The sequence below is a fragment of the uncultured Sphingomonas sp. genome (genome assembly GCF_913774285.1).
In the GTDB taxonomy this organism is placed as follows: domain Bacteria; phylum Pseudomonadota; class Alphaproteobacteria; order Sphingomonadales; family Sphingomonadaceae; genus Sphingomonas.
This window is the reverse complement of sequence record NZ_CAJYHX010000008.1, coordinates 38099-63366: the sequence shown is the minus strand read 5'-3', so window position 1 is coordinate 63366 and position 25268 is coordinate 38099. Positions and strand designations below refer to the sequence as shown.

The 25268-nt window shown below is 65.5% G+C and carries 25 protein-coding genes and 1 tRNA gene; 12 read left to right on the top strand and 14 right to left on the bottom strand.

Annotation, left to right across the window (positions count from 1 at the left end):
- Positions 1-8 precede the first annotated feature (8 nt).
- The 7 genes from hsdR to QZ670_RS03995 are packed head-to-tail and all read left to right on the top strand — an operon-like array spanning position 9 to position 8238.
- The gene (gene hsdR / locus QZ670_RS04025; protein ID WP_365894602.1) at positions 9-2378 is read left to right on the top strand and encodes an EcoAI/FtnUII family type I restriction enzme subunit R; all 2370 of its coding nucleotides are present in this window, start codon (positions 9-11) and stop codon (positions 2376-2378) included.
- 56 nt (positions 2379-2434) lie between these two features.
- Entirely contained in the window at positions 2435-2689 is a 255-nt protein-coding gene (locus QZ670_RS04020) for a type II toxin-antitoxin system Phd/YefM family antitoxin (protein ID WP_116469585.1), read from the top strand.
- Entirely contained in the window at positions 2689-3108 is a 420-nt protein-coding gene (locus tag QZ670_RS04015) for a type II toxin-antitoxin system VapC family toxin (protein WP_294252506.1), read from the top strand. The genes QZ670_RS04020 and QZ670_RS04015 overlap by 1 nt, the downstream gene beginning before the upstream one ends.
- Positions 3108-4670, top strand: coding sequence for a class I SAM-dependent DNA methyltransferase (locus tag QZ670_RS04010; RefSeq protein ID WP_294252505.1), 1563 nt, complete (start codon positions 3108-3110; stop codon positions 4668-4670). Before QZ670_RS04015 ends, QZ670_RS04010 begins: the two co-directional genes overlap by 1 nt.
- Complete coding sequence (locus QZ670_RS04005) at positions 4667-5815, top strand: restriction endonuclease subunit S (protein WP_294252504.1); 1149 nt, start codon at positions 4667-4669, stop codon at positions 5813-5815. The genes QZ670_RS04010 and QZ670_RS04005 overlap by 4 nt, the downstream gene beginning before the upstream one ends.
- 14 nt (positions 5816-5829) lie before the next feature.
- On the top strand, positions 5830-6624 hold the full coding sequence (locus QZ670_RS04000) for a hypothetical protein (protein WP_294252503.1): 795 nt from the start codon (positions 5830-5832) through the stop codon (positions 6622-6624).
- 54 nt (positions 6625-6678) lie between these two features.
- Positions 6679-8238 (top strand): ATP-binding protein, encoded by a 1560-nt coding sequence (locus QZ670_RS03995; protein WP_294252502.1) that lies wholly within the window; start codon positions 6679-6681, stop codon positions 8236-8238.
- 69 nt (positions 8239-8307) lie between these two features.
- On the opposite strand, the gene QZ670_RS03990 is transcribed toward QZ670_RS03995, so the two are convergent.
- On the bottom strand, positions 8308-9540 hold the full coding sequence (locus QZ670_RS03990; protein WP_116469579.1) for an integrase arm-type DNA-binding domain-containing protein: 1233 nt from the start codon (positions 9538-9540) through the stop codon (positions 8308-8310).
- A gap of 195 nt (positions 9541-9735) precedes the next feature.
- Positions 9736-9809: transfer RNA gene (locus QZ670_RS03985), tRNA-Gly, on the bottom strand.
- A gap of 198 nt (positions 9810-10007) precedes the next feature.
- On the opposite strand from QZ670_RS03985, the gene QZ670_RS03980 reads away from it, so the two are divergent.
- Genes QZ670_RS03980 through QZ670_RS03965 form a run of 4 tightly spaced genes read left to right on the top strand, consistent with a single transcriptional unit; the run spans position 10008 to position 13684 of the window.
- Positions 10008-11228 carry an FAD-dependent oxidoreductase gene (locus QZ670_RS03980; RefSeq protein ID WP_294252501.1) on the top strand — a complete coding sequence of 407 codons (1221 nt, stop codon included), beginning with the start codon at positions 10008-10010 and terminating at the stop codon, positions 11226-11228.
- A gap of 57 nt (positions 11229-11285) precedes the next feature.
- Entirely contained in the window at positions 11286-12059 is a 774-nt protein-coding gene (locus tag QZ670_RS03975; protein WP_294252500.1) for an enoyl-CoA hydratase-related protein, read from the top strand.
- A gap of 39 nt (positions 12060-12098) precedes the next feature.
- Positions 12099-12941, top strand: coding sequence for a diacylglycerol kinase family protein (locus QZ670_RS03970; RefSeq protein ID WP_294252499.1), 843 nt, complete (start codon positions 12099-12101; stop codon positions 12939-12941).
- Positions 12938-13684 carry a metallophosphoesterase gene (locus QZ670_RS03965; RefSeq protein ID WP_294252498.1) on the top strand — a complete coding sequence of 249 codons (747 nt, stop codon included), beginning with the start codon at positions 12938-12940 and terminating at the stop codon, positions 13682-13684. Before QZ670_RS03970 ends, QZ670_RS03965 begins: the two co-directional genes overlap by 4 nt.
- On the opposite strand, the gene QZ670_RS03960 is transcribed toward QZ670_RS03965, so the two are convergent.
- The 12 genes from QZ670_RS03960 to QZ670_RS03905 form a co-directional block, all read right to left on the bottom strand.
- Positions 13681-15036 (bottom strand): DUF1501 domain-containing protein, encoded by a 1356-nt coding sequence (locus QZ670_RS03960; protein WP_294252497.1) that lies wholly within the window; start codon positions 15034-15036, stop codon positions 13681-13683. The genes QZ670_RS03965 and QZ670_RS03960 overlap by 4 nt on opposite strands.
- A gap of 12 nt (positions 15037-15048) precedes the next feature.
- A complete protein-coding gene (locus QZ670_RS03955; protein WP_294252496.1) occupies positions 15049-16737 on the bottom strand; it encodes a DUF1800 domain-containing protein in 1689 nt (562 codons plus the stop codon).
- Between the two features lie 400 nt (positions 16738-17137).
- Positions 17138-17704, bottom strand: coding sequence for a 30S ribosomal protein S9 (rpsI, locus tag QZ670_RS03950; protein WP_294252495.1), 567 nt, complete (start codon positions 17702-17704; stop codon positions 17138-17140).
- Complete coding sequence (rplM, locus tag QZ670_RS03945; protein ID WP_019369452.1) at positions 17704-18183, bottom strand: 50S ribosomal protein L13; 480 nt, start codon at positions 18181-18183, stop codon at positions 17704-17706. The genes rpsI and rplM overlap by 1 nt, the downstream gene beginning before the upstream one ends.
- A gap of 136 nt (positions 18184-18319) precedes the next feature.
- On the bottom strand, positions 18320-18634 hold the full coding sequence (gene cutA, locus QZ670_RS03940; RefSeq protein WP_294252494.1) for a divalent-cation tolerance protein CutA: 315 nt from the start codon (positions 18632-18634) through the stop codon (positions 18320-18322).
- Complete coding sequence (locus QZ670_RS03935; protein WP_294252493.1) at positions 18631-19659, bottom strand: COX15/CtaA family protein; 1029 nt, start codon at positions 19657-19659, stop codon at positions 18631-18633. The genes cutA and QZ670_RS03935 overlap by 4 nt, the downstream gene beginning before the upstream one ends.
- A 42-nt stretch (positions 19660-19701) precedes the next feature.
- On the bottom strand, positions 19702-19926 hold the full coding sequence (locus QZ670_RS03930; protein ID WP_294252492.1) for a hypothetical protein: 225 nt from the start codon (positions 19924-19926) through the stop codon (positions 19702-19704).
- Entirely contained in the window at positions 19923-20294 is a 372-nt protein-coding gene (locus QZ670_RS03925; RefSeq protein WP_294252491.1) for a hypothetical protein, read from the bottom strand. Before QZ670_RS03925 ends, QZ670_RS03930 begins: the two co-directional genes overlap by 4 nt.
- Positions 20295-20493: 199 nt before the next feature.
- Positions 20494-22419 carry a 1-deoxy-D-xylulose-5-phosphate synthase gene (gene dxs / locus QZ670_RS03920; RefSeq protein WP_294252490.1) on the bottom strand — a complete coding sequence of 642 codons (1926 nt, stop codon included), beginning with the start codon at positions 22417-22419 and terminating at the stop codon, positions 20494-20496.
- 51 nt (positions 22420-22470) lie between these two features.
- Positions 22471-22929 (bottom strand): transcriptional repressor, encoded by a 459-nt coding sequence (locus QZ670_RS03915; protein WP_294252489.1) that lies wholly within the window; start codon positions 22927-22929, stop codon positions 22471-22473.
- 53 nt (positions 22930-22982) lie between these two features.
- The gene (locus QZ670_RS03910) at positions 22983-23378 is read right to left on the bottom strand and encodes a MerC domain-containing protein (protein WP_294252488.1); all 396 of its coding nucleotides are present in this window, start codon (positions 23376-23378) and stop codon (positions 22983-22985) included.
- A gap of 295 nt (positions 23379-23673) precedes the next feature.
- A complete protein-coding gene (locus tag QZ670_RS03905; RefSeq protein WP_294252487.1) occupies positions 23674-24396 on the bottom strand; it encodes an alpha/beta hydrolase in 723 nt (240 codons plus the stop codon).
- A gap of 136 nt (positions 24397-24532) precedes the next feature.
- Between QZ670_RS03905 and QZ670_RS03900 the strand changes: the two genes are divergently transcribed.
- Positions 24533-25267: a TlyA family RNA methyltransferase gene (locus tag QZ670_RS03900; RefSeq protein WP_294252486.1), complete on the top strand. Its 735-nt coding sequence runs from the start codon at positions 24533-24535 to the stop codon at positions 25265-25267.
- The last annotated feature ends 1 nt before the right edge of the window (position 25268 follow it).

Below are 25268 nucleotides of genomic sequence, written 5' to 3'. Positions count from 1 at the left end.
TCCAAGCGATGATTACAGAAGCCGATACCTGCCGGAAGTTGATCGTTCCTCGGTTGCAAGCAGCCGGATGGGAGGATGCGCCTTGCGCGATTCAGGAGCAGCGCACCTTCACCGATGGGCGGGTGATGTTCGTCGGCGGAACCCCGCGCCGCGGACAGAAGAAACGCGCCGACTACATCCTGCGCTATCGTCCAGATTATCCGATCGCGGTCATCGAGGCCAAGGCTGGGTATCGATCGGCGCAGGATGGGGTTCAACAGGCGCGGGACTATGCCGAAGTGCTGGGATTGCGCTTCGCCTATGCCAGCAACGGGCATGAGATCATCGAGATCGACATGGTCGCGGGCACCGAAGCGGTGCGCGCCGACTTCCCATCGCCGGACGAACTGTGGCAGCGGCTCCGGGAGCGGCTGGACCTTCCTGAACCCGTAGCCGACCGTGTGCTCGAGCCCGGCTTCCCGGATGCCGAGCGACCGCTGCGTTACTATCAGGAGATTTCGGTCAACCGCTCGCTGGAGGCGATCCATGGTGGCCAGCGACGCCTCCTGCTCAACCTGTGCACTGGCGCCGGAAAGACCGCCGTTGCGTTCCAGATCTGCTGGCGGCTTTGGTCCGCCAGCTGGAACAAGCGCGGGGACCACCGGCGGCCGAAGATCCTGTTTCTCGCCGATCGCAACATTCTGGTCGACGATCCCAAGGACAAGACCTTCATCCCGTTCGGCGATGCCCGGTGGAAGCTCGGCGCAGGCGCGGTCAGTCATGGCCGCGACATCTATTTTTCCACCTACCAAGCCATCGCCGCAGACGAGCGGCGCCCCGGCCTCTACCACGAGTTCGCCCGCGACTTCTTCGACCTGATCGTCATCGACGAATGCCACCGCGGCAGCGCCCGATCCGACAGCAGCTGGCGCGAGATCCTCGAATGGTTCGAACCAGCCTATCAGCTCGGCATGACGGCGACGCCGCTGCGCGAAGAGAGCCGCGACACCTACCGCTATTTCGGCGACGCGCTCTATACCTACAGCCTGGCGCAGGGCATCGCCGACGGCTTCCTGGCCCCATACCGCGTGCACCGGATCGTAACCGATCTCGACGCCGTTGGCTGGCGACCCAGCGCGGGCGAGTTGGACCGGTTCGGCCGCGCGGTGCCGGACGAGGAATATCAGACCCGCGATTTCGAGCGCACCGTTGCGCTCCGTGCGCGCACCGAAGCCATCGCCCGGCACCTCACCGATTTCCTGAGGAACACCGATCGCTACGCGAAGACGATCGTCTTCTGCGTCGATCAGGATCATGCCAGCGAGATGCGTGCCGCCCTGGTGCGGCTGAACGCGGACATGGTCGCGCGTCACCCCGATTATGTCGCCCGTGTCACCGCCGACGAAGGCGACATCGGCAAAGCGATGCTCGGCCGCTTTCAGGACGTCGAGGCGGAAACGCCGGTCATCCTGACGACCTCGCAATTGCTCACCACCGGCGTAGATGCGCCGACCTGCAAAAACGTCGTCCTGGCGCGGGTCGTCGGCTCGATGGCCGAGTTTAAGCAGATCATCGGCCGCGGCACCCGGATGCGGGAGGATTACGGCAAGCTGTGGTTCTCGATCCTCGACTATACCGGCACCGCCACCGAGAAGTTCGCCGACCCGTCTTTCGACGGGGAGCCGAGCGCCGAAACCACGACTGAAATCGACGAAACCGGCGAGACCGTCACGACGGAAACCGTCGAAGACGAGGCGCCGGATAATGCGGCACCCGATCAACAACCGAGCGGTCCCACCGATGTGCCGCCGGACGACGAAGACGACGGCCTTCCCCGCAAATTCTATGTCGACGGCGGCGAGGTCGAAGTCGTCGCGCACATGGTCTACGACCTTGACGCGGACGGCAAACGCCTGACCTGCCGCAAGCTCACCGACTGGACTGGCGAAAAGGTCCGCACCCTGTTCGCCACCCCGGCCGCATTCCGTGCGGAATGGGCGATGCCGGACAAGCGCGGCGCCGTCATCGATGCCCTGGCCGAACGCGGCATTGATCTCCACGCGCTCGCACAGGAAGCGGGGCGCCCGGAAGACGATCCGTTCGACCTGATCTGCCACCTTGCCTGGAACGCACCGCTTACCACTCGGGCCGAGCGGGCACGCAGGGTGCGCGACACTGATCTCTTCAGCAAATATGGCGACGATGCCCGCGCGATCCTCGACGCGCTGCTCGATCGCTATGCCGGCGGCGGTGCCGAGGAACTGGTGCTGCCGCAGGCGCTGAAGGTGCAGCCGGTCTCCGATTTCGGCAATCCCAGCGAGATCGCGCGCCGATTTGGCGGCCCGCAGGCGATGCGGCAGGCGGTGGACGCGCTCCATCAGGCACTTTACGCGGCTTGACTTTCGCTGCTTCGCTGCCAATGTAGCAACATATCGTCAAGCGCTAGGAGGGCGTCATGGGCATCACCAGCGTTACCAGCCGAGAGTTCAATCAGGACGCCGCCCGCGCCAAGAAAGCGGCCCTGAACGGCCCCGTTTTCATTACCGATCGCGGTCGTCCCGCACATGTCCTGCTGTCGATTGAGGAATATCAGCGGCTGACCGGCAAAGGCCGAACGCTGGCCGATGCGCTGGCCGATTGGAACGGCGGCGATTTCGACTTCGATCCGCCCAAGATGGATTTCGTATCGCGTCCGGCCGAATTCGACTGATGTTCCTGCTCGATACCAACGCGATCTCTGCGCTGCGCCGTCCGAACCAGGGGAATCCAAATGTCCTCGCCTGGGCCGCGCGGATCAACCTGGCCGATTTCTTTCTCTCCACGATCACGGTGTTCGAGATTGAACGCGGCATCCTGCTTCTGAATCGCCGCGATCCCGCCCAAGCCGCCAAGTTGCGCGCGTGGATGGACGATCGCGTAATGGCCGATTTTGCCGACCGCATCCTGCCGGTCGATATTCCCGTCGCGCGCCGTTGCGCCGCGCTGCACGTGCCAGATCCGCGTCCCGAGCGCGACGCGATGATCGCTGCCACCGCCCTTGTCCACGGCCTCACCGTCGTCACCCGTAACACCGCCGATTTCCTTGCGACCGGCGTTCCGCTCCTCAATCCTTGGGAAGACCCCGCCTGATGGCCCGCGCGCCGCGTACCACGACCCCGCAGACCACCGCCCAACGCCTCGACACCATCGTGAAATCCGCGCGCAAGATCATGCGCAAGGACAAGGGGTTGAACGGCGACCTCGATCGGCTGCCGGTGCTCACCTGGGTGATGTTCCTGAAGTTTCTCGACGATCTGGAGCGCGTCCACGCCGATGAAGCCGAATTGGCGGGCCAGCCGTTCCATGCGGCCATCGACGCACCGTATCGCTGGCGCGACTGGGCAGCGGACAAGGAGGGCATTACCGGCCCGGACCTGCTCAACTTCATCACCGCCGAGGAAGCGACCCGACCCGATGGCTCCACCGGACCGGGCCTGTTCGCTTATCTGCGGTCCCTGCGCGGCACCAATGGCGGACGTGATCGGCGCGACGTGATCGCGACCGTCTTCCGCGGTGTGCAGAACCGCATGGAAAGCGGCTATCTGCTGCGCGACGTGATCAATCTGATCCACGGCATCCATTTCGACAGCTCGGAAGAGATGCACACGCTCGGCCGCCTGTACGAAACGCTGCTGCGTGAAATGCGCGACGTGGCCGGCGATAGCGGCGAATTCTACACGCCCCGCGCCGTCGTGCGCTTCATGGTCGAGCGGATCGACCCGAAGATCGGCGAAACCGTGCTCGATCCCGCCTGCGGCACCGGCGGCTTCCTCACCGAATCCTATGCCCATATGGCCGCCCAGGCGAACAGCGTGGAGAAGCGCCGCCAGTTGCAGGCCGGTTCGCTGCTCGGCGGCGAAGCCAAGCCGCTGCCCTATTTGCTCGCGCAGATGAACCTGCTGCTCCACGGGCTGGAGGCACCGGACATCGACGCGGGTAACGCGCTGCGTTTCCGCCTGACCGACATTGGCGAGCGCGAGCGCGTGGACGTGATCCTCTCCAACCCGCCCTTTGGCGGCGAGGAAGAGGCGGGCATTCTCGGCAACTTCCCCGCCGATCGCCGTACCTCGGAAACCGCGTTGCTGTTCCTCCAGCTCATCATGCGGCGACTGAAGCGCAAGTGCAAAGGCCGGGCGGCGGTGGTCGTGCCGCATGGCGTGCTGTTCGGTGACGGTGTCGCTGCGCGGATCAAGGCCGATCTGCTCGAACAGTTCAATCTGCACACCGTGGTGCGCCTGCCTGAGGGCGTGTTCGCTCCCTATACCGACATCGCCTCGAACCTGCTGTTCTTCGACACCACCGGGCCGACTAGCGATATCTGGTTTTGGGAACAGCCCGCGCCGGAGGGTCGCAAGAAATACAGCAAGACCGCGCCGCTCCAATCGGCCGACCTCGCCGATCTCGCCGCCTGGTGGGACGTGCGCGGCGAAGACCCTCGCGCCTGGAAGGTCAGCGCCCCGGCGCTGATCGAGCGCGACGAGGCCGGCGCGGTGCGAGCCGTCAATCTTGACCAGAAGAACCCTAACACCAAGGCGGTCGAGGACCACCGAACGCCTGCCCAGATCGTGGCGGCGGCGCTGGAAAAGGAAGCCGAGGTGTTGGCGATCCTCGAAGATCTGCGCGGCCTGGTGGCGGAGCGGGGCGCGGCATGACCTGGCCGATAGTGGCTCTGGGGGAGGTCGCGCGACAGCGTAAGTCCTTCATCACGATTGATAACGAGGCGATGTACAAGCGTTGTCGGGTTCAGACCGGAGCCCGTGGGGTCGTGCTTCGCGACGCTGTCCCTGGTAGCGAGATCAAAACGAAGAAGCAGCAGGTTTGCAGATCTGGTGACTTTATTGTTGCGGAGATTGACGCCAAGGCGGGTGGCTATGGGCTGGTTCCGGCTGCTTTGGAGGGTGCGGTCGTCAGTAGCCACTATTTCCTTTTTGAGGTTGATGAGGATCGTCTAGACCGAGAATTTCTTGGCTGGTACTCAAGATCGAACCAATTTTTCAATCAGGTCCGTGCGGTCGGCTCGACGAACTACGCGGCGATCCGACCTGCAAACGTCCTGAGCTATAGAGTCCCTCTTCCTTCGATCCCGGAACAGCGCCGGATCGTGGAAAGGCTGGACGCGGCAGCGACCGCAATCGACGCGCGGTCGCGCACGGCGACCTGTGTCGATGCTGAAATCGACGCGATGCTGGCTGCCGCGTTCGCCCGTATCATCGCCGATGCACCACCTCGTCCCATGGCCGAGGTAGCCCCGCTGGTCCGCCGTTCTGTAGCCATAGATAGCCAGGCTGAGTATGGCGAAATTGGCGTTCGGAGCTTCTACCGGGGCATCTTCCTTCGCAGGACGATGACAGGCGAAGAATTTTCGTGGCAGAAGCTGTTCAGAATTGAAGAGAATGATCTTGTCTTCAGCAACCTCATGGCATGGGAAAGGGCAGTCGCTTTGGCCGGCAGTGAGCATGCGGGCGCAGTGGGGAATCATAGAATGTTGACGTGCGAGGTTGATCAATCGATTTGCCTCCCTCACTTTATTTATTATTTCTTCAAGACTGAAGAAGGTTATAGGAAAATACTTGCTGCCTCGCCGGGAACAATGGTTCGGAACAAGACGCTCTCAAATAAGCTGTTGCCGAAGATTGAGGTGCCGATCCCGTCACTCGATGCGCAGCACTGGTTTGACGGCCTTCAGGCCAAGGCTCGATCGGCCCGGCTGGCCCAAGCCGCGGCCGCGACCGAACTTGCGGGCCTTTTGCCCTCGATGCTTCATAAGGCATTCGGCGACAGCGCGCGCACCGTCTGAACTGGGGAACAGCATTGGCAAAACTCAGCAGCAAGCAAATTCATGGCGAGGTCCGCCAAATACTCGATCAGCACCCCGGCGGGCTGCGCTGGGCCGAGGTGCTCAAGCTGATCGCTGCGACGCACCCAGAGACGCCGTGGAACACTCTGCGCGGGGCGACGCATGCGCTGTTCCAGAGCGGCGACGGCATCGTCAAGATCGCGCGCGGCACCTACCAGCTCGCCAAATATGCCGAGGCCGAGGCCGCCGACGCTGTGGCGCAGGACGAGGCCGTCGCCGCCACCCCCGTGGCGATCGACACCCCCGATCGCGGCACTGCATCGGTTTCCGAACAGGACTTCTACGCCAGCTTCGCCGAATGGCTGGAGGAGAATGACGAGGTCACCGTAGCGGGAGCGCTGGGCGGCAGCAGCCTGGGCGGTAAATGGGGCACGCCCGATGTGATCGGCGTGCTGAAGCCGCGCGCGCAGGACATCTTTAAGTTCGAACCGCAGATCGTCACCGCCGAGATCAAGGCGACGCCCGCCCAGCCGGTCGTTGCCTTCGGTCAAGCAGTTGCCTATCGCCTGTTCTCGCATAAAAGCTACATCGTCGTGCCGCGCACCACGAGCAGCGACGATATGAGCCGCCTGAAATCGCTGTGCAGCATCCACGGTGTCGGCCTGGTGGTCTTCACACTCGACAAGGATCTGCCCGATTATAACGTCGTCGTTCTGCCGGCGATCGCCAGCCCGGACATGTTCTACGTCAACAACATGCTCGATCGCTTGAAGAACAGCGAACCGCACTTGCTGAACCGCCTGTTCTAGGCTTGATGAGCCGCTTCACGACGACGGAAGATCTTTCGGCGGGGGCGGTCATCGATGGGGAAGCGTAGCATTACCGATGAGGAGATCGCCCTTATCAAGGCGATGCTCCACCGCGGCATGCGGAACGCGGCCATTCAATTCTATTTCAATCGCCCGGATCGGCCGGTCAACTCAGGCAGGATCACCAATATCGGTGACGGCACCTACAGCGACTCCGCACTCATACCGATGGCGGACGACGCAACACTGGATGCCTTTCTCGCCGGTTTCGGGCAGGCTTCCCTTGTCGTCCCGCCGGCACCAGGTGTTCAGGTTGCGCCCGCGCCGTGGGGGCCGCTCGACCGGGAGACACTGCTGGCGATGTTCCAGCAGGATGCGGACGGCACTTGGCGTTTTCGGCCTGGCGAAACCGACGCGCATGAATGCAAGGCCAGCTTTCGGCTGCGCAACGCGCATGTCTGGCTTCGTGCGGTGGCGGCGTTGGCGAACAATCGCGGCGGCTATATCCTCTTCGGGGTGCACGACAAGGACGCCGCCTGCGCCGATGGCCTTGACAAGAGCTTCGCCGTCATCGGCCTGACCGGCTCCGATTTTGCGAATCTCGATCCGGCTGATCTCACCTCGCACATCAAGGCGAAGCTCGATCCCACCCCTCGTGTCGGAACGGCGACGATCGAACTGGGCGGGAAGACCGTAGGCGTCCTGCACGTCGAACAGCACCCAAGCCGGCCCGTGATCGCCACCCGGCAAGAGGGGGACATCCGCGAAGGTGATATCTTCTTTCGCTATCCAGGGCAGTCTTCCCGGATCAAATATGGCGATCTGCGCACGATGCTGGACGAGCGGGACGCAATTGCCCGCCAGCAGATCCTTCCGATGGTTGAGAAGCTGCTGCAGCGCGGTCCCGATCGCGTGCTGCTGGCCGATTTGGAGGAGGGGGTTCTTGATGACGGCAAGCGGCCGATCACGATCGACAAGTCGCTGCTCGACCAGTTGAGCTTCATCCGCGAAGGCGAGTTCAACGAGGTGGTGGGCGCGCCGGCGCTCCGCCTGATCGGAGAGGTTCGGGCGGCGGGCGAAGAACGTATCGGAAGCCGCGGCGTGGTGACCGACGTCAATCTTCTGACGAACTTTCTCAACCGAGAGACGCTGTTCCGGCCAGTCGAGTATATTCGTTTCGCGGTGGAGGCATCGCACGCCGAGTGGTTGCCGATCTTCTATTTCGCGCAGGAGTCGCAGCTGGATCGCGCAGATCTCGCCGCCTTCATCGGCGGGTTGGGTGGGTCCGCGAAGCGTCGGGAGATGTTCGCGAGCCGCGCCATGGGAACCAAGGCGGCGTTCAAGAAGCCGGTCGGAACGCCCGCCACAATGCTGCAGGAGATCGAACTCGGCTTGCTGCCCGAACCTGCGAACAGCAAGGATGCGAACAACGTCGCAATGGCGATTTGCGGCTTGGTATCTCCGGAAGGCTTCGAGCCAGCGACGCTGCTCGACCTGCTGTCGCGCTGCGTCGCCCTGGCCAGCACCGATTCGAAGGGTGGCATCATGAGCAACATCAGGCGAGCGGCCTGCCGCCTAGACGAACTACTATTCGCCCCCGTTGGCAAAGGATGATGGTTCACCTCGCTTGTTTCAGGCGGTTATTTGACGGCTGTGCCCATGATGCTCGGTGACCGAAGGTGTTCAGCCGAGCATCACTCCCGGAAAGGGCAAAATCGTGGCTCCGCTGCGCAGGCTATCGAGCAGGTTCGACCACCACTGCGCCATCGCTACTCGCTCCTTCCAGTGCGTGCCGCGATGATAGGCAGCGCGTACCTTGTCGGTATCGCCATGGGCCAGCGCGCGCTCGATCGCGTCGTAGGACCACTTGCCGGATTCGTTCAGCAGGGTGCTCGCCATGGCGCGGAAGCCATGGGCTGTCATTTCATTGGTTGAATAGCCCAAGCGGCGGAGCGCGGCGTTGAGGGTGTTGTCTGACATCGGCCGCGTGCGCGATCGCATCGATGGGAAGACATAGCCGTTGGACCCGGTGATTGACCGGATCTCCAGCAGAATGGCGATGGATTGGGTCGAGAGCGGGACGTGATGCGGCTTGCGCATCTTCATCTTCTCGGCTGGGATGGTCCACACGGCGGCGTCGAGGTCGATCTCATCCCATCGCGCATGGCGCAGTTCTCCGGGGCGCACGAACACATGCGGTGCCAGTTGCAGCGCCCATTTGGTCATGCCCTGGCCCTCGTAGGCGTCAATCGCGCGCAGCAGTTTGCCGACTTCCTCGGCCTCTGTGACAGCGCCATAGTGCGTGACCGTCGGGGTCATCAGGGCGCCGCGTAGATCCCTCGTCGGGTCGGATTTCAGCCGGGCAGTGGCAACTGCGTAGCGGAACACCGCGCTGGCCAATTGCAGGGTACGGCGGGCGCTCTCCAGCTTGCCTCGCTTCTCGATCTTCCGAATCGCGGCAAGAGCGTCGATAGGCTCGATCTCATGGATCGGCATTTTGCCGATAGAGTTGTCGAGCAGGCTGAGGAGATGTTCGCAGCGCGCGGCTGTGGAGGGCGCCCAGGCTCGGTCGCCGTCGCGACGACGCTTCCGACAATATTCGTTCGCGATGCTAGTGAACGTGTTTTCTGCCAGCGCCCCGGCACGAAGCTTCTCGCGCTGCTTCTCCAGGCCGGGGTCCTTGCCCTCGGCTAATAGATCTCGGGCCTCATCCCGCTTCTTCCGGGCGTCGCGCAGGCTGACCTGGGGGTATGTGCCCAGGCCCAGCTTCTTCTCAACACCGCCCACGCGGTACTTCATCCGCCAGAGCTTGCCCCCTGAGGGTTGGACCAGAACAAATAGGCCCTGCATGTCGCAAAGCTTATAGGCCTTCTCGCGCGGCTTGGCCTTACGAATAGCTATATCTGTCAAAGGCATAGTGGAGCCCTTTCCGAGGCGTGGCCCCCACGTTGGGGGCCACGGGCGTTTTTCGGCCCGCTTTTCTCGCAAAGTGGCCCCCACCTTCGGGAGCTTTCCTGAAATCTTGCGCGATCCAGTGAGCCGGACAACGCCAAAAATACCGCAGATTTCCGCGGTTTACAAAGCTCTGTGGGATGTCGTGAGATAGAGAATTGGAGCGGGTGAAGGGAATCGAACCCTCGTCGTAAGCTTGGGAAGCTTCTGCTCTACCATTGAGCTACACCCGCGTACGCGTCACATGGCTGCGGCCTGGCAGCGTCGCTGTCGGGCGGAATAGCGTCGCTTCGGCGTAGTGGCAATGGGATAGTTGTCGCTATTGGCGGGGCCGCGCGGCGGCAATATGGCGCGGGAGGCAGGCGCTGCGCTTGGCAGGATCCGTTATGCAGGATAACGATCCGGTCATGAGGTCCTATGGGAGTGGGTTCTTGGAAAGCTACGATATTCTGGTCGTCGGCAGTGGTCATGGTGGTGCGCAGTGTGCGGTGGCGCTGCGGCAGGCAGGGTTCGCGGGTACGCTCGCGGTGATCGGCGAGGATCCCGAGTTGCCCTATGAGCGGCCGCCGCTCTCCAAGGACTATCTGAAGGGCGAGAAGAGCTTCGAGCGCATCCTGATTCGCGCGTCCGGCTTCTGGGAGGAGCGGGCGGTGACGATGCTGACCGGCCGCCGCGTGGTCGCGGTCGATCCCGCGGCGAAGACCGTCACCGACGCGGCGGGTGCGAAGATCGGATATGGCGCGCTGGTCTGGTCAGCAGGGGGCAGCGCACGGCGGCTGGCGTGCAGCGGGCATGACCTTGCCGGCGTCCATGCGATCCGTACCCGCCGCGATGTCGACCAGCTACTCGCCGAACTGCCTGCCACCAAGCGGATCGTCGTGATCGGCGGCGGCTATATCGGGCTGGAGGCGGCGGCCGCGCTGATCCAGGCCGACAAGCAGGTGGTGGTGCTGGAGGCGATGGACCGGGTGCTCGCCCGCGTCGCCGGGGAGCCGCTGTCGCGCTTCTATGAGGCCGAGCACCGCGCCCACGACGTAGAGATCCGCACCGGCGCGATGGTCGAGTGCCTGGAGGAGCAGGAGGGGCGCGTATGCGGCGTGCGGCTGGCGGGGGGCGAGGTGCTGCCGGCCGACATGGTGATCGTCGGCATCGGTATCGTCCCCGAAGTCGCGCCGCTGATCGAGGCGGGCGCGGCTGGCGGCAATGGCGTTCGGGTGGACGCGCAGTGCCGCACCAGCCTACCGGACATCTATGCGATCGGCGACTGCGCGCTGCACGTCAACGCCTATGCCGACGGCGCCGAGATCCGGCTGGAATCGGTGCAGAACGCCAACGACCAGGCCAACGTCGTCGCCAAACTGCTCACCGGCCAGGACGCGCACTATGACGCGGTGCCGTGGTTCTGGTCGAATCAATATGACCTCAAGCTGCAGACCGTCGGCCTGTCGATCGGTCATGACGAAACGGTGCTGCGCGGCGATCCGGCGGTGCGATCCTTCTCGGTACTCTACCTCAAGCAGGGGCGGGTGATCGCGCTCGACTGCGTCAACGCCATGCGCGACTATGTCCAGGGCAAGCGGCTGGTGGCCGAGCGGATGACAGTTGATCCCGCGGTGCTCGCCGATCCGGCGACGGTCCTCAAGGAGCTTTGAGTTGCGCAAGCCCGCCCGCGCGGGCATCCCGTCTCCCAACCAGAAGGAGAAATGAGGATGTCCGACGCGCCGGTGCTGCTTGCGATGGAAGGCGATGTCGCGGTGGTGCACCTGAACCGCCCCGACCGGCTCAATGCGCTCACCCCTGACATGCTCGATCTGCTCGCGGCGACGCTACGGCGTGCGGCGGAGGACGGCGCCCGCGCGGTGCTGCTCACCGGCGAGGGGCGGGCGTTCTGCGCGGGCGCGGATCTTACCGCCAGCGTCGGCATGCGCGATTCGGGCGAGGCGCTGCGGCGGCACTATAATCCGGTGATCGCGACCATGGCGGAGCTGCCGATTCCGATCGTCGCCGCGGTCAACGGTGCGGCGGCGGGGGCGGGGGCCTCGATCGCGCTGGCGGCGGACATCGTGGTGATGGCGCAGTCCGCCTATCTGCTGCTCGCCTTCGCCAATATCGGGCTGGTGCCCGATGCCGGCGCGACCTGGCTGATCGGCAAGGCGGCGGGCCGGGCGCGGCTGCTCGAGATGGCGCTGCTCGGCGAGCGGATGCTGGCCGAGGAGGCGCTGGCCAACGGGCTCGTCACGCGCGTGGTGGAGGATGGCGGGCTGCTGCAGGTGTCGCACGGGCTGGCGGCGAAGCTGGCGGGGATGCCCACGGTCGCGCTGGGACTGATCCGCAAGCAGGTGAGCGTGGCGCTTTCCGGCACGCTTGCCGAGACGATGGAGATCGAGGCCGACCACCAGAGCATCGCCGCCAAGACCGACGATTGCCGCGAGGCGATCGCGGCGTTCCTCGAAAAGCGCGAGGCGCATTTCACCGGCCACTGAGCGACGCCACGAAATCGGTTCTCGGGCGTTACGAGGGCCATGCAGACGCTCTGGTTCATCACCAATCCCAATTCCGGCACCACGTCGCAGGCCAAATGCGATGCGATGGAAGCGGTGTTCGAGGAACGCGGCCTCACGCTTGCCGGCCGTACCAATTTCCCGCAGGACGCCCTGCCCGAAGGCGCGGCGCTCGATGCGGCGGGGGTGGATACGGTGGTGCTGTTCGCCGGCGACGGCACGATCAACGCGGCGCTGCGTGCGCTGGCCGCATGGGAAGGCGCGTTCCTGATCCTTCCCGGCGGGACGATGAACCTGCTCGCCAAGGCGCTGCACGACGAGACGGACCCGCACAAGATCATCCACGCGGCGCATGGCTGCGACCGGCGCGTGGCGCTGCCCTATATCGTCGCGGGCGAGCATCGCGCGTTCGTCGGGCTGATCCTCGGTCCGGCGGCGAGCTGGTTCCGTGCCCGCGAGGTGGTCCGCAAGGGCCGGTTCGGCCGGCTGGCCGCGGCGGTACGCGGGGCGTGGCGCGCGACCTTCCACCGCCGCGGCGTGCGCGTGGAAGGTGCACGCGCGCTTGGCGACCGCTACCAGGCGGTATTCGTCACGCCGACGCTGGAGGGACTGGAGGTCGCCGCGGTCGATGCCCGCGACTGGCGCTCGATCGCGCAGCTCGGCTGGGAGTGGGTCACCGGTGACTGGGTCGCCGCGCGGGCGGTGACCGAAGGCCGTACCGAGCAGCTCAACCTCGCCGAGCGCAAGCCGGTGCTGGCGCTGTTCGACGGCGAGCCCGAGACGCTCGATCCCGGCACGACGATCCGCGCCGGGCGCAGTCTGGAAACCTTCATCGCCACCCGCGCGGAGGTGAAGGCCGCATGACCCGTTTCTTCCATGTCAGCGACGTGCATTTCGGCCGCGAGAACCGCGAAGCTGTCGACTGGTTCAACGCCAAGGTGCGCGACGAGAAGCCGGCCGCGGTGATCATGACCGGCGATCTCACCATGCGCGCCCGCGCAAGGGAGTTCGCCGCCGCCGCCGAATGGCTGGAGAGCCTGGCAGTGCCGATCACGGTGGAGGTGGGCAATCACGACCTGCCCTATTTCAATCCCTTCGCGCGGCTGGCGATGCCGTACCGCCGCTACCGCGCACTGGAGCGGATGATCGAGCGGCCGCTCGATATTCGCGGCGTGTCGATCGTCCCGCTCAAGACCACCGCGCGCTTCCAGTTCCGCACCAACTGGTCGAAGGGCCATGTCAGCCGCCACGCGCTGCAGAAGTCGCTGGCGCTGGCAGAGGCGGTGCCGGCGGGCGGGCTGGTGTTCGTCGCTGCGCACCATCCGCTGATCGAGGCCGGCACCCGCGCCACCTCCCGCACCCGCGGCGGGCGGCGGGCGCTCGAGGCGCTGGCCCAGGCGGGCGCGAATGCGGTGCTGACCGGGCATGTCCATGACCCGTTCGACATCGAGCATTCGGTCGGCGACCGCACGGTGCGGCTGATCGGAGCTGGCACGCTTTCCGAACGCACCCGCGACCAGCCGCCTTCGTTCAACGAGATCACCGTGGACGGCGCAAGCTTCTCCACCCGCGCCCGCTTCCTCGGTGAGCCGAGCGTCGCGCTCTAGCGGAACAGCGAAATCGGTCCTCGGCCAGCGGTCGACCAGGTCTGCCAGTTGGGGAAGACATAAGGCAGGTCTGCATTGCTCACCCCGTGCCACCGGGCAATCGCGCCGAGATACTCCTCTTGCGCGATACCGGGGATGAAGCGGCCTTCGTTGGTGATGTCGTCGGCGCCGCCCAGTACCGGGTCGGGATAGGTGCCGAAGATGCCGCCCTTCGTCACGTCGCCGCCCATCACCAGATGGTTGTTGCCCCAGGCGTGATCGGTGCCGTTCTGCGCGTTGCTTGCATAGGTCCGGCCGAAATCGCTCATCGTGAAGGTGGTGACATTGGCGCCTACGCCCAGCGCCTTCATCGCGCGGTGGAACGCGGCCATCGCCTCGGCTAGGGCCCCCAGCTGGCCCGCGTGGTCGCCTCCGGTGGCGCTCCCCTGGATCTGGTTGGCATGGTAGTCGAACCCGGCCATGCTGAGCAGGAACGTCTGGCGGTTATGCCCCAGCGTGCCGCGCGCCTCGATCATCTTGGCGGTCGCGAGCAGCTGCGCCGCGATGTCGCTGGTGAGCGCCCGGCCGTTCGCATCGACGAAATAGCGAGAGACGCTGTTCGCGCCCGTCAAGAGGCTGTTGGCGAGATCGGCCTGGTCGAGCGTGTCGCGCAGGGTCGTCTTGACGCCGTCCATGATCGGCCCGCCTTCGCTCGCAGCGAGCAGGGAGGTGGCGAGGTTCTTCGCGGTATCGCGAGCGCTGTAGCCTGCGCGCGCGGGCAGGCCCGAGGCGGGCAGTACCAGCGGCACCGCGGTCTTGCCGATCAGGGCCAGCGTCGATCCGCTGAGCGAGATCAGCGGGGGCAGGCGACCGCCCGGCATGCGATCGGCCATGCGGCCAAGAAAGCCGTCGGTGGCGGCGTCGCGGGCGCGCAGGCCCTGCCAGTGCGCCTGCTCGTCCGAATGGCTCATCAGGTTGCTGGGACGCAGGTCGGGGCGCGACAGGTAGGTCGCCTTGGTGAGGGGGGCGAACAACGTGCCGGTATTGAGCACGAGCGACAGGGCACCCTCGTCCCAGATCGGGCGGAGCGCGGCCATGGCCGGGTGCAGCGCGTAGCTTGCGTTGGTCAGCGGCGTCAGCGTGTTGCGGGGCAGGGCGACGACACCGCGCGCTGCCTGATAGGCGGCATGCCGGTCGTCGGTGGGCACCACCATGTTCCAGCCGTCATTACCGCCATAGAGGAAGATCCCTACCATCGCACGGTAGCTGCCGCTGGGGGCGGCGACGGCCGAGGTACGGCCGAGCTGGCCCATGGCCGCCAAGGCCCCGGTACCGGCGGTGAGGCGAACGAAATCGCGTCGGGAAAGCGTCATCGGAACGGTTCCTTACCGGTCGACCAGGAATTGCGGGCTGGTTGCGGCGATATAGAGCAGCATCTGCGCACGCTTGCGGGCGCGTACTTGCGAATTCTTGTCATTAATGGCGAGGGCGGCGGTGCGGAGCGCGGCGCGCTGGCCTGGTGTAATGCTATTGCCTAGCAATAACACATCGACCGCGGCTACCATCGCGTCGACATTGTCGCCGAACGACGCCCAGGTAGACCAGGCGAACTGCGTGCCGGAGGCGGCGCCATAGCCGGTCGGCGCCTTGAACTCGACCTTCGAGACCTCGGTGCGCACCGTCCATTCGTACATCATGTTATGCAGGCGCAGCACCGTGCTGCTGTTGAGCAGCTTCGATGCCGGATTGTAGAGCGTTGCGCTGCCCTGCAGCGGATAGTCGATCGGATAGAAGTTGAAGACCGAAGGCGCGTGCATCACCGGCTGACCCAAGCCGGTATCGCGCATCACGAAGGCATAGCCGTCGGTGGTCATGCCGATCGCGCGGGCCAGCGAGACCATTGCGAGCACCGGTTCCTTCAGCTTGCCGCGATCGTCGCGCGGGGCGGTGCGCGCCTCGGGATCGGTGAGGATCGCATGGACCACGGCCTTAAGGTCGCCGCGGACGCCCTGACCGTTGTTGGCGAACACCGCCGCCACCCGGCCGATATAATTGGGGCTCGGGTTGGCGGTCACCAGGTGGACGATCAGGTGGCGTGACACGAAGGGCGCGGTGGAGGGGTGGTTGAACGCGGCATCCACTACCGCATCGACGCTTGCTTCCTGGCTGGCGCCGGCAGGCACGCGGGTGCCGAGGAACTGCTTCTCGCCCGCGTCGTAGCGATCGGGCACCGGGATCATCGGCTTCACGTCGTCGCCGGCGAGCCCGTTGGTGATCGGAGCATTGCCGATCCGCGCGCGATCCCAGCCGGTAAGCGCCCGGGCGACGCCGCGAATATCGTCGGGCCCGTAATTGGGCACGGTACCGCCGGTTGCGTCACGGCGCGGCGAGCCGTTCTGATTGAGCATGTTCGGGCCCATCGAGAACAGCTGAAGCAGCTCACGCGCGTAATTCTCCGACGGGGCTGCCTTGCTGCTCCCCGCCATGTTCAAGTAGCGGCCCATATAGGGGTTGAGCGTCACCGCCTTGAGCAGCGTACGGTAATTGCCGAAGGCGTTGTCGAGAAACAGCTGGTTGAAGGCCGCGATGCCGGCGGCGGAGCGCACTTCCTGCTCGGAAGCCACGATCATCTGCGAAAGTGCGAAGGCGACGCGCTGGCGCAATTGGTCGGGTGCCGAGACAGCGTTCGCATAGAAGCGCATCGCAACCGGGGTACGGCTGAAGAAGCGGCGATTGCAGGGAACGTCCTTGCAGTAATCGATCCGCCGCGCCACGGCGAGATCGGCATAGGTGCTGCCGCGCGCGGCAAATTGCTGGTTGAGCCAGCCCTCGGTCCCCAGCTTGGAGATCTGCTCCAGCACCTGCGGCGTCGGGCCGAAGGTCGTCTGCCGCGCCAGGCGAATGCCATCGGTCACTTGAGATTGCGCCGGCGAGAGGCCGGCATTGGCAGCGGACAGATCGACCAGTCCGCTGGTCATCCGGCTGTCCGCCAGGTTGATGTTGTCGCTGCTGCCGTCGCAAGCCGACAGCAGGCCCGCCGCGCCTAGCGCAGCCGCCGTCCATATCCGTCGCATGTCTGAATTCCCCGCCCGCAGGTTTGCCGCGTTGCACCCAAGCTGTACGGCGTCGCGATTTTTTAAGGAAGGCCTGTCCCAGACTGGGATCGGCTGCACGGATGTGAAGAAGGGCGATTTTCAGGGCAACGATACGGACTCGTATCGAAATGCGATGCGATCGGCCGTTGCGGTACAGCGGCGGCTGCGCGGGAACGGATGCATCCGATCAGCGTGTCGACACGTAGCAACGCGAATCTGATGCTGCCGGCGAGCGTGGCTGCGTCTCTTCGATGCGCGCGCTACCGGTTGAATTGCACCAATTTGAGTAGGGTGGCCGCGGTCGGGGTGGCGTGTCTTCCACGAAAAAGGGCGGCCCGTTGCCGGACCGCCCCCATTTCCTTGGCCGAAGCCGAGACGCTTAGCGCTTCGAGAACTGGAAGCTGCGGCGGGCCTTCGCCTTACCGTACTTCTTACGCTCGACGGCGCGGCTGTCACGGGTCAGGAAGCCGGCCTTCTTCACCGGGGCGCGCAGCACCGGCTCATACTTGGTCAGCGCCTGCGAGATGCCGTGCTTGACCGCACCGGCCTGGCCCGAGAGACCGCCGCCCTTGACGGTGCAGATCACGTCATACTGGCCCTCACGCTCGGCGACACCGAACGGCTGGTTGATGACGAGACGCAGCGTCGGGCGCGCGAAATAGATTTCCTGATCGCGACCGTTGATCGTGATCTTGCCGGTGCCCGGCTTCAGCCACACGCGGGCCACGGCGTCCTTACGACGGCCGGTGGCGTAGGCGCGGCCATACTGGTCCAGCTCCTGCGCACGCAGCGGCGTGGTCGGGGCGGCCGGCTCATCGATCTGGCCGGCGAGATAGGCGTCGGCAGCGGCGGCAGCCGGAGCGGCGGCCTGGCCCTCGGTCAGCGCGGCGGGCTGCTGGCCCAGCGCTGCGCCCAGGTCGGAAAGCGACTGGCGGTTGTCAGACATTATGCACCCACCTTGTTCTTGCGGCTCATGCCGGCGATGTCGAGAACCTCGGGGTTCTGAGCTTCATGCGGATGCTCCGAACCGGCGAAGATGCGCAGGTTGCGCATCTGCTGGCGACCGAGCGGACCGCGCGGGATCATGCGCTCCACGGCCTTCTCCAGAACGCGCTCCGGGAAGCGGCCCTCGAGAACCTTGGCGGCGGTGATGCCCTTGATGCCGCCCGCATAGCCGGTGTGCTTGTAGTACACCTTCTGGCCGAGCTTCTTGCCGGTGAAACGGATCTTGTCCGCGTTGATCACGATGACATTGTCACCGCAATCGACGTGCGGGGTGAAGCTGGTCTTGTGCTTGCCGCGCAGGACGTTCGCGATCACCACCGCTGCACGACCGACGACGAGCCCTTCGGCGTCGACGATGTGCCACTTCTTCTCCACCTCGGCCGGCTTGGCCGACTTGGTGGTCTTCATCAGCGCCTTCATGGCCTGTGACCTTTCGCGTAGGAAATGCATGCGCGCCACCGTTACCGGCAGCGCGATCCACGCCCCAATGCCGATAGAGGGGCTGAAAGTCAAGAAATGCGTGGGTTTGCTGACGGGTAAAATAATACCTGTCGGTTCAGCGCGTCTCTTCGGCGATCCAGCGGGTGGCGGCATTGCCCGCTTCGACCGGCCATTGTTCGATCACCGGCAGGTCATAGCCATGGATTGCCGCGATCCGCTCACGCAGGCGGAGCGCCAGGGCAGGGCGGGTCTTGAACAGCGCAGGCACTTCCTCGCCGCGCTCGATGCCGCCCTGCCAGCGATAGATCGAGGTGCAGGGCGCGAGAATGTTGACGCAGGCCGCCAGCTGCTCCGCGAGCACCGTCTCCGCCACGCGCTCGGCGTCGGCGCGGCTGGCGAAGGTGACATAGAGCAGGGCGGTGTCGCTCACCGCGTGCGGCCGATGGCGTGGACGCCCCAGACGGTCGCGCAGACCAGCAGCGCGCCGACCAGCTGGTGGGTGGCGGCGAGGTGGAGGTTCACGCCGGTCATCACTGTGGCGATCCCGAGCAGGATCTGGATGCCGAACGCCGAGTGGATCGCGATCGAGGCGCGGCGATCGCCGGCTGCCTTGGCCTTGCGGGCAAGCACGATCAGCCCGGCCACCACGACCCAGGCCCACCAGCGGTGGATGAAGTGGACGATCGCCGGATCGTAGAGCGCGGCGTGCAGCGGGCTCTCGCCGATCTGGCTGAGGCCGGGGAAGAAATGGTCGTTCATCAGCGGCCACTGATCGGTGACCAGCCCCGCATCGAGGCCTGCTACCAGCGCACCGTAGAAGAGCTGGATCGCCAGCAGCGCGAGCACGCCCGCGCCGAGCCCGGTCAGCCGGGCGGGGCGCTCGGCATGGTTGGCGGCGAGCGCGCGCAGGTCTAGCATCGTCCAGACGATGCCGCCCAGCGTGAACAGCGCGGTCATCAGGTGGGTCGCCAGCCAGAAATGGCTGACCGAGGTGCGGGTGTGGTTGAGGCCCGACTTCACCATCCACCAGCCGAACGCGCCCTGCAGCCCGCCGAGCGCCAGCAGCGCCACCAGCCGCCAGCCATAGCCCTGGGGGATCTGCTTGCGGATGGCGAACCACAGCAGCGGCAGCGCGAACACCATGCCGATCAGCCGGCCGAGCAGGCGGTGGATATATTCCCAGAAGAAGATCGACTTGAAGCCAGCCAGCGTCATGCCCTGGTTGAGCTGTTCATACTGGCCGATCTGCTTGTAATGCTCGAACTCGGCCTGCCACTGCGCATCGTTGAGCGGCGGGACGATGCCGGAGATCGGCTTCCATTCGGTGATCGACAGGCCCGACTCGGTCAGCCGGGTAATGCCCCCGACCACGACCATCGCGACGATCATCGCGGCAACGACGAACAGCCAGTGCGCGAGCGCGCGGGGGCGGGCGGTGAGGGGAAGGATGGTCATTTTCAGCACGTACCGCGATGTACGCGCTCGGGGAAGCGGGCGCTAGCTGCCCGCCTGTGGACTTTCGGGAAGCGCGGGCGGCGCCGGCGGGGCTGGGGGCTGCCGCTTCATGGCGATGTCGATCAGCGTTTCGAGCCGGATCACCCGTTCGCGCGTCTCGATCGAGTGGCGGCGCGTCTCCTCGGCGGTGGTCAGCGCCTGATCCACCTTGTGCTGGAGGAGTGCGACCTGCTGGAGAGCGCGCAGCGCATCGGTCCAGAAGCTCACTGCCGGGCCCAGCCGGACAGGGCAGTGGAGAGCGCATCCCAGTCGATCGAGGAGTCGGTCAGCAACTGTTCGCGCACCTCGGCGCGATACGCCTCCTCGTCGAACGCGGCGGCGGCGGTGCGGGCCGCTTCGAGCTGGGCAAACGCCTCGTCCGTGCGGGCATTGGCCTGTTCAAGCTGGGCGAGCAGGTCGCGCATCAGCGCCATCTCAGCCTCGGTCGGTTCGGTATAGCGTTCGGCGGCGGTGCGCATAAAGTCGCTCACCGTCATGTCCGCCGCTTCCGCATTGGCGGAGATGCGCCGCTTTTCCTCGGGCGATACCAGCACGACGACACGGCTGGAGCGAGTCTGGGGAAGCTGCGTTGCCATGTGCATGTACATGGCATGTGCATGTTGGAGATTCAAGGTGGGGGTAGTCCAAAATCCTCCCCGGCACGGGGAGGGGGACCAAGGCCCGAAGCGGCTTGGTGGAGGGGGAGCGCAGCGGGCGAGTCCCTCGTGGAGATCCCCCTCCACCACCGCCTGCGGCGGCGGTCCCCCTCCCCGTGCCAGGGGGGGGGATCGAAAATCAGGCCCGCACGCCGTCTGCCAGCTCGGCCTCGTTGTAGCGCAGCGCCTTCAGTACCGTGTCGACGATGTTGGCGGCGTTGAGCCCCGCTTCGTCATACTGCTTCTCGGGCTTGTCCTGGTCCTGGAATATGTCGGGCAGGCGCATAGTGCGCAGCTTGAGGCCGGCATCGATCAGGCCGGTGTCGCTGGCGAGCGTCAGCACATGCGCGCCGAGGCCGCCGATCGCGCCTTCCTCGATCGTCACGGCCACTTCGTGGGTGGTGAGCAGGCGACGGATCAGCTCCTCGTCGAGCGGCTTGGCGAAGCGCAGATCGGCAACCGTGGTCGAAAGCCCCTTGGCCTCGAGCGTGTCGGCGGCCTTGAGCGCTTCCGAAAGCCGGGTGCCGAGCGACAGGATCGCCACCTTCTTGCCTTCGCGTACCACGCGGCCCTTGCCGATCTCCAGCCGCTCGGGAACCTTGGGCAGTTCCAGCCCGACGCCGTTGCCGCGCGGATAGCGCAGCGCGATCGGTCCGCTGTCGTGCAGCGCCGCCGTGTGGGTCATGTGGACGAGCTCGACCTCGTCCGCCGCCGCCATCACCACAAAATTGGGCAGGCTCGCGAGATAGGTGACGTCGAAGCTGCCGGCATGGGTCGCGCCGTCCGCACCGACCAGCCCGGCACGGTCGATCGCGAAGCGCACCGGCAGGTTCTGGATCGCGACGTCGTGGACCACCTGGTCATAGGCGCGCTGCAGGAAGGTCGAATAGATCGCGCAGAAGGGCCGCATGCCCTGCGCGGCGAGACCCGCCGCGAAGGTGACGGCGTGCTGCTCGGCGATACCCACGTCGAAGGTGCGATCGGGGAACATCGCCTGGAACTTGTCAAGCCCGGTGCCCGAAGGCATCGCCGCGGTGATCGCGCAGACGGCAGGGTCGCGCTCGCCCTCGGCGATCAACGCATCGGCGAAAACCTTGGTATAGGCCGGCGGGCCCGGAGGCGCCTTGGCCTGGGCGCCGGTGATCACGTCGAACTTCTGGACGCCGTGATATTTGTCCGCCGCCGCCTCGGCCGGGGCGTAGCCCTTGCCCTTCTTGGTCACGACATGGATCAGGATCGGGCCCTGCTCGCTGTCGCGGACATTCTCCAGCACCGGGATCAGATGCTCGAGATTATGGCCGTCGATCGGGCCGACATAATAGAAGCCGAGCTCTTCGAACAGCGTGCCGCCGGTCGCCATGCCTCGGGCGAATTCCTCCGCCTTGCCCGCCGCCGCGGTGAGGCGGCGCGAGAGCTTGCGGGTGAAGCGCTTGGCCAGCTCGCGCAGCCCGAGATATTCGGACGAGGAGATCAGCCGCGCCAGATAGGCCGAAAGCCCGCCCACCGGCGGTGCGATCGACATGTCGTTGTCGTTGAGGATCACCACCAGCCGGTTGCCCGCGGCCTCGGCGTTGTTCATCGCCTCATAGGCCATGCCGGCGCTCATCGCGCCGTCGCCGATCACCGCGATCGCCTTGCCCGGCGCCTCGTTCAGCTTGTTGGCGATCGCGAAGCCGAGCGCCGCCGAGATCGACGTCGACGAGTGCGCGGCGCCGAACGGATCGTACTCGCTTTCGCTGCGCTTGGTGAAGCCGGAGAGGCCGCCGCCCTGGCGGATCGTGCGGATCCGGTCGCGGCGACCGGTGAGGATCTTGTGCGGGTAGCATTGGTGCCCGACGTCCCAGATCAGCCGATCGTCGGGGGTGTTGAACACATAGTGGATAGCCACCGTCAGTTCGACGACGCCCAGGCCGGAGCCGAGATGTCCGCCGGTGGAGCCCACCGCACTGATGGTTTCGGCACGAAGCTCGTCGGCCAGCTGGCGCAGCTGGGCGGGGGCGAGCTTCCGGAGGTCCTGCGGCGTGTCGACCGTGTCGAGCAGCGGCGTCTTGGGTAGGTCAGCCATGGTGTTTGTTAGCGCAACGTTACACTCAAGTCGAACGATCAAATGGGCAGGTCAGTCACACTTGCCGCACTTGCCGCGCACCTCGATCACCGGGCGTACCGGCGAAAAACCCGCATGCTGTGCGGCCGACCGTACGTTCTTGGTGATCGAATCGTCGTCGATATGCGTGGTCTGGCCACAGCTGTCGCACACCAGGAAGATGCAGTCGTGCAGGCATTCCGGATGGGCATTGGCGACATAGGCGTTCGCGCTCTCCACCCGGCGTGCCAGATTGGAACCGACAAACAGATCGAGGATGCGATAGACGCTGTTGGCCGCGACACGGCGCCCTTCGGCCTTCGACACCGCCTCGGCAATGTCATAGGCCGAGGCAGGCTTGTCGAAGCCGGCCAGTGCCTCAAACACGCGCTCGCGCATCGCCGTCCACTGCTCCCCGGCCGCTTCCAGCCGGGTGCGGGCTGCCTTGGTTAGATCGGCCCCGTGGTGCTCGTGATGATTGTGCGCGGACATGCAGGGGATTTAGGCGTTGCGAGCGCTTCCGGCAAGCAGCGGCCGGGGGCGACTCAATAGGTCGCGCGACGGTTGAGGTCGTGGCCGAGCGCCACCAGCGACACGCCGATCAGCGTCCACAGCGTCTCGAACCCACCATGCGGCAGCGTCAGCGCGCCGCCCATGATGCCGAGCCCGAACGCACCTACGGCGGCCGGCGCCATATAGCCGTGATGGACGATACCGCGACCGAGCGCGTAGATGCCGAAACCGATCGCCAGCACCAGCCCATATTCATGGATGTGCGGGTTGAGCAGGCCGCCTGCGGTCGACACGATCGTCAGAAGCACGGTCGTTGCGATGCAATGAATGAGGCACAAGCCGCTGATCCCGATCGCAATGCGATCGAAAGCGCCATCCAGGCCCGCCCACCAGCGGGCTAGAGGGGTACTCAACGACATGGGCGCCATATAGACCTGCGGTAGAGGCGGTACAATATATCATGGCGCAATTTCGCGGTTAATCCGCATGAGGCTGCGGACAGGGCGCGCGAGAGCCTGCTGCTCAGCTGGATTGGTACCGACGATGCAATCGCGGTGAACAAAGTTCGGCGAGGCAGTTGCAAGGAGTGCAACTGCTGTTTGCCAAATCATGTTACAATTTGGTGAAGTATACCATCGGCTGCGAAGGGTAGGCCGGATGACGCTCTAGGGTACGTCACCCGACCATGCCCATGGCGAGTATTATAGGTTATCCTCCTTGTGTTTACCAGTGTGCTTGCGTCGATTTGATCGCGTTTTGAGGGGCGTTAGCCGGCCTGTTGCCGAGATAATGCGCCTGCGCCGCATCGGTGGCGTTGATCGCAAGGAGCGACCGCGCCTCGGCAGTGGTCCGCACCGATCCGCTGCGCTCGGCGGCGGTGTCGAGCAGGCGGTCGAGCAGCGCCTGGCCTTCCTCCCACCAGCCGATACCGCTGGCGGCGTTGAGATGCCCCTGCGGCCCGGCATCGACGAACAGGCTGCCCCAGCTGCGGGCGAGATCCTCGGACCGCGCGATCGACATCCAGGGATCGTCGCTGCTTGCCACCACCACGCTGGGGAAGGGAAGGATCGTCGCGGGCGTCGGCCGGAAGGCGTGAAGCTCGGCGGGGGCGGACTCGCGATCAACATCGGCGGGCGCCACCAGCAGCGCGCCGGCAACCGGGGCGCCGAAGGTCTGGCCGGCAAGCGCCGCCCACCAGGCGACGGCAAGGCAGCCCAGGCTGTGCGCGGCGAGCACCACCGGTGCCTGCGCCTGCCGGATCGCCTGGTCGAGCTTGGTCACCCAGGCGTTGCGGTGGGGTGTATCCCACATACCGAGTTCGACGCGGTGGGTGTCGGGCCGGGATTGCTCCCACAGCGTCTGCCAGTGCGACGGCCCGGAGCCGCCGAGGCCGGGGACGGTGAGGATGATCGGCGAGCGATCATCGATCGGCGAAAAGATCGTCATTGCGTTCCTCTCCTTGTGTCCTGGGAGGGACTGGCCGGACCTCTTCTATAATCCCTATCAGATTAGTGGGCAATAAGCCTTGCGCTGAATGGAGGAGCGGTTGCGCCGGGGCGTTGGCCGCGCCTAAAGGGTGGGCATGGCAAAGCTTCGCGCCGATCAACTGCTCGTCGACCGCGGGCTCGCCGAGAGCCGCACGCGGGCACAGGCACTCATCATGGCGGGGCTCGCCTTCACCGGCGAGCGCAAGATTGAGAAGGCGGGCCAGATGCTGGCCGCGGACGCCGCGATCGAGGTGCGCGGACGCGACCATCCCTGGGTGTCGCGCGGCGGCATCAAGCTGGCCCACGCGCTCGAGCATTTCGGCTGGGACGTGACCGGCGCAGTGGCGATCGACGTCGGTTCCTCCACCGGCGGCTTTACCGACGTGCTGCTGACGAACGGCGCGGCGCGCGTCTATGCGGTGGACAGCGGGACCAACCAGCTCGCCTGGAAGCTGCGCCAGGACGAGCGTGTCGTGGTCCACGAACAGACCAGCGCGCGCATCCTCACGCCCGCGCACATCCCCGAGCCGATCGACCTGGTGGTATGCGACGCGAGCTTCATCGGGCTGGCCAAGGTCCTCGACGTGCCTTTGGGCTTCGTGCGGCCCGGCGGACGGCTGGCGGCGCTGATCAAGCCGCAGTTCGAGGCGGGGCGCGATGAAGTCGGCAAGGGCGGAGTGGTGCGCGATCCTGCCGTGCACGAGCGGGTCTGCGCCGAGGTGGCCGCATGGCTGGAAGGCAAGGGCTGGCAGGTGCTGGGCGTGACGCGCAGCCCGATCACCGGGCCCGAAGGGAATGTGGAGTTCCTGATCGGGGCGGTTCGCGGTTAGG

What these genes read in the sequence shown, in the direction of transcription:
- QZ670_RS03905 (WP_294252487.1), bottom strand. Translation starts at nt 24,396, where the DNA reads ATGACGATCTTTTCGCCGATCGATGATCGCTCGCCGATCATCCTCACC.
- QZ670_RS03995 (WP_294252502.1), top strand. Translation starts at nt 6,679, where the DNA reads ATGGGGAAGCGTAGCATTACCGATGAGGAGATCGCCCTTATCAAGGCG.
- QZ670_RS03910 (WP_294252488.1), bottom strand. Translation starts at nt 23,378, where the DNA reads ATGGCGCCCATGTCGTTGAGTACCCCTCTAGCCCGCTGGTGGGCGGGC.
- QZ670_RS03965 (WP_294252498.1), top strand. Translation starts at nt 12,938, where the DNA reads ATGACCCGTTTCTTCCATGTCAGCGACGTGCATTTCGGCCGCGAGAAC.
- QZ670_RS03915 (WP_294252489.1), bottom strand. Translation starts at nt 22,929, where the DNA reads ATGTCCGCGCACAATCATCACGAGCACCACGGGGCCGATCTAACCAAG.
- QZ670_RS04010 (WP_294252505.1), top strand. Translation starts at nt 3,108, where the DNA reads ATGGCCCGCGCGCCGCGTACCACGACCCCGCAGACCACCGCCCAACGC.
- QZ670_RS04015 (WP_294252506.1), top strand. Translation starts at nt 2,689, where the DNA reads ATGTTCCTGCTCGATACCAACGCGATCTCTGCGCTGCGCCGTCCGAAC.
- QZ670_RS04005 (WP_294252504.1), top strand. Translation starts at nt 4,667, where the DNA reads ATGACCTGGCCGATAGTGGCTCTGGGGGAGGTCGCGCGACAGCGTAAG.
- QZ670_RS03900 (WP_294252486.1), top strand. Translation starts at nt 24,533, where the DNA reads ATGGCAAAGCTTCGCGCCGATCAACTGCTCGTCGACCGCGGGCTCGCC.
- QZ670_RS03990 (WP_116469579.1), bottom strand. Translation starts at nt 9,540, where the DNA reads ATGCCTTTGACAGATATAGCTATTCGTAAGGCCAAGCCGCGCGAGAAG.
- QZ670_RS03960 (WP_294252497.1), bottom strand. Translation starts at nt 15,036, where the DNA reads ATGACGCTTTCCCGACGCGATTTCGTTCGCCTCACCGCCGGTACCGGG.
- QZ670_RS03925 (WP_294252491.1), bottom strand. Translation starts at nt 20,294, where the DNA reads ATGGCAACGCAGCTTCCCCAGACTCGCTCCAGCCGTGTCGTCGTGCTG.
- QZ670_RS03935 (WP_294252493.1), bottom strand. Translation starts at nt 19,659, where the DNA reads ATGACCATCCTTCCCCTCACCGCCCGCCCCCGCGCGCTCGCGCACTGG.
- QZ670_RS03975 (WP_294252500.1), top strand. Translation starts at nt 11,286, where the DNA reads ATGTCCGACGCGCCGGTGCTGCTTGCGATGGAAGGCGATGTCGCGGTG.
- QZ670_RS04020 (WP_116469585.1), top strand. Translation starts at nt 2,435, where the DNA reads ATGGGCATCACCAGCGTTACCAGCCGAGAGTTCAATCAGGACGCCGCC.
- rpsI (WP_294252495.1), bottom strand. Translation starts at nt 17,704, where the DNA reads ATGTCTGACAACCGCCAGTCGCTTTCCGACCTGGGCGCAGCGCTGGGC.
- hsdR (WP_365894602.1), top strand. Translation starts at nt 9, where the DNA reads ATGATTACAGAAGCCGATACCTGCCGGAAGTTGATCGTTCCTCGGTTG.
- dxs (WP_294252490.1), bottom strand. Translation starts at nt 22,419, where the DNA reads ATGGCTGACCTACCCAAGACGCCGCTGCTCGACACGGTCGACACGCCG.
- QZ670_RS03955 (WP_294252496.1), bottom strand. Translation starts at nt 16,737, where the DNA reads ATGCGACGGATATGGACGGCGGCTGCGCTAGGCGCGGCGGGCCTGCTG.
- QZ670_RS03970 (WP_294252499.1), top strand. Translation starts at nt 12,099, where the DNA reads ATGCAGACGCTCTGGTTCATCACCAATCCCAATTCCGGCACCACGTCG.
- rplM (WP_019369452.1), bottom strand. Translation starts at nt 18,183, where the DNA reads ATGAAGGCGCTGATGAAGACCACCAAGTCGGCCAAGCCGGCCGAGGTG.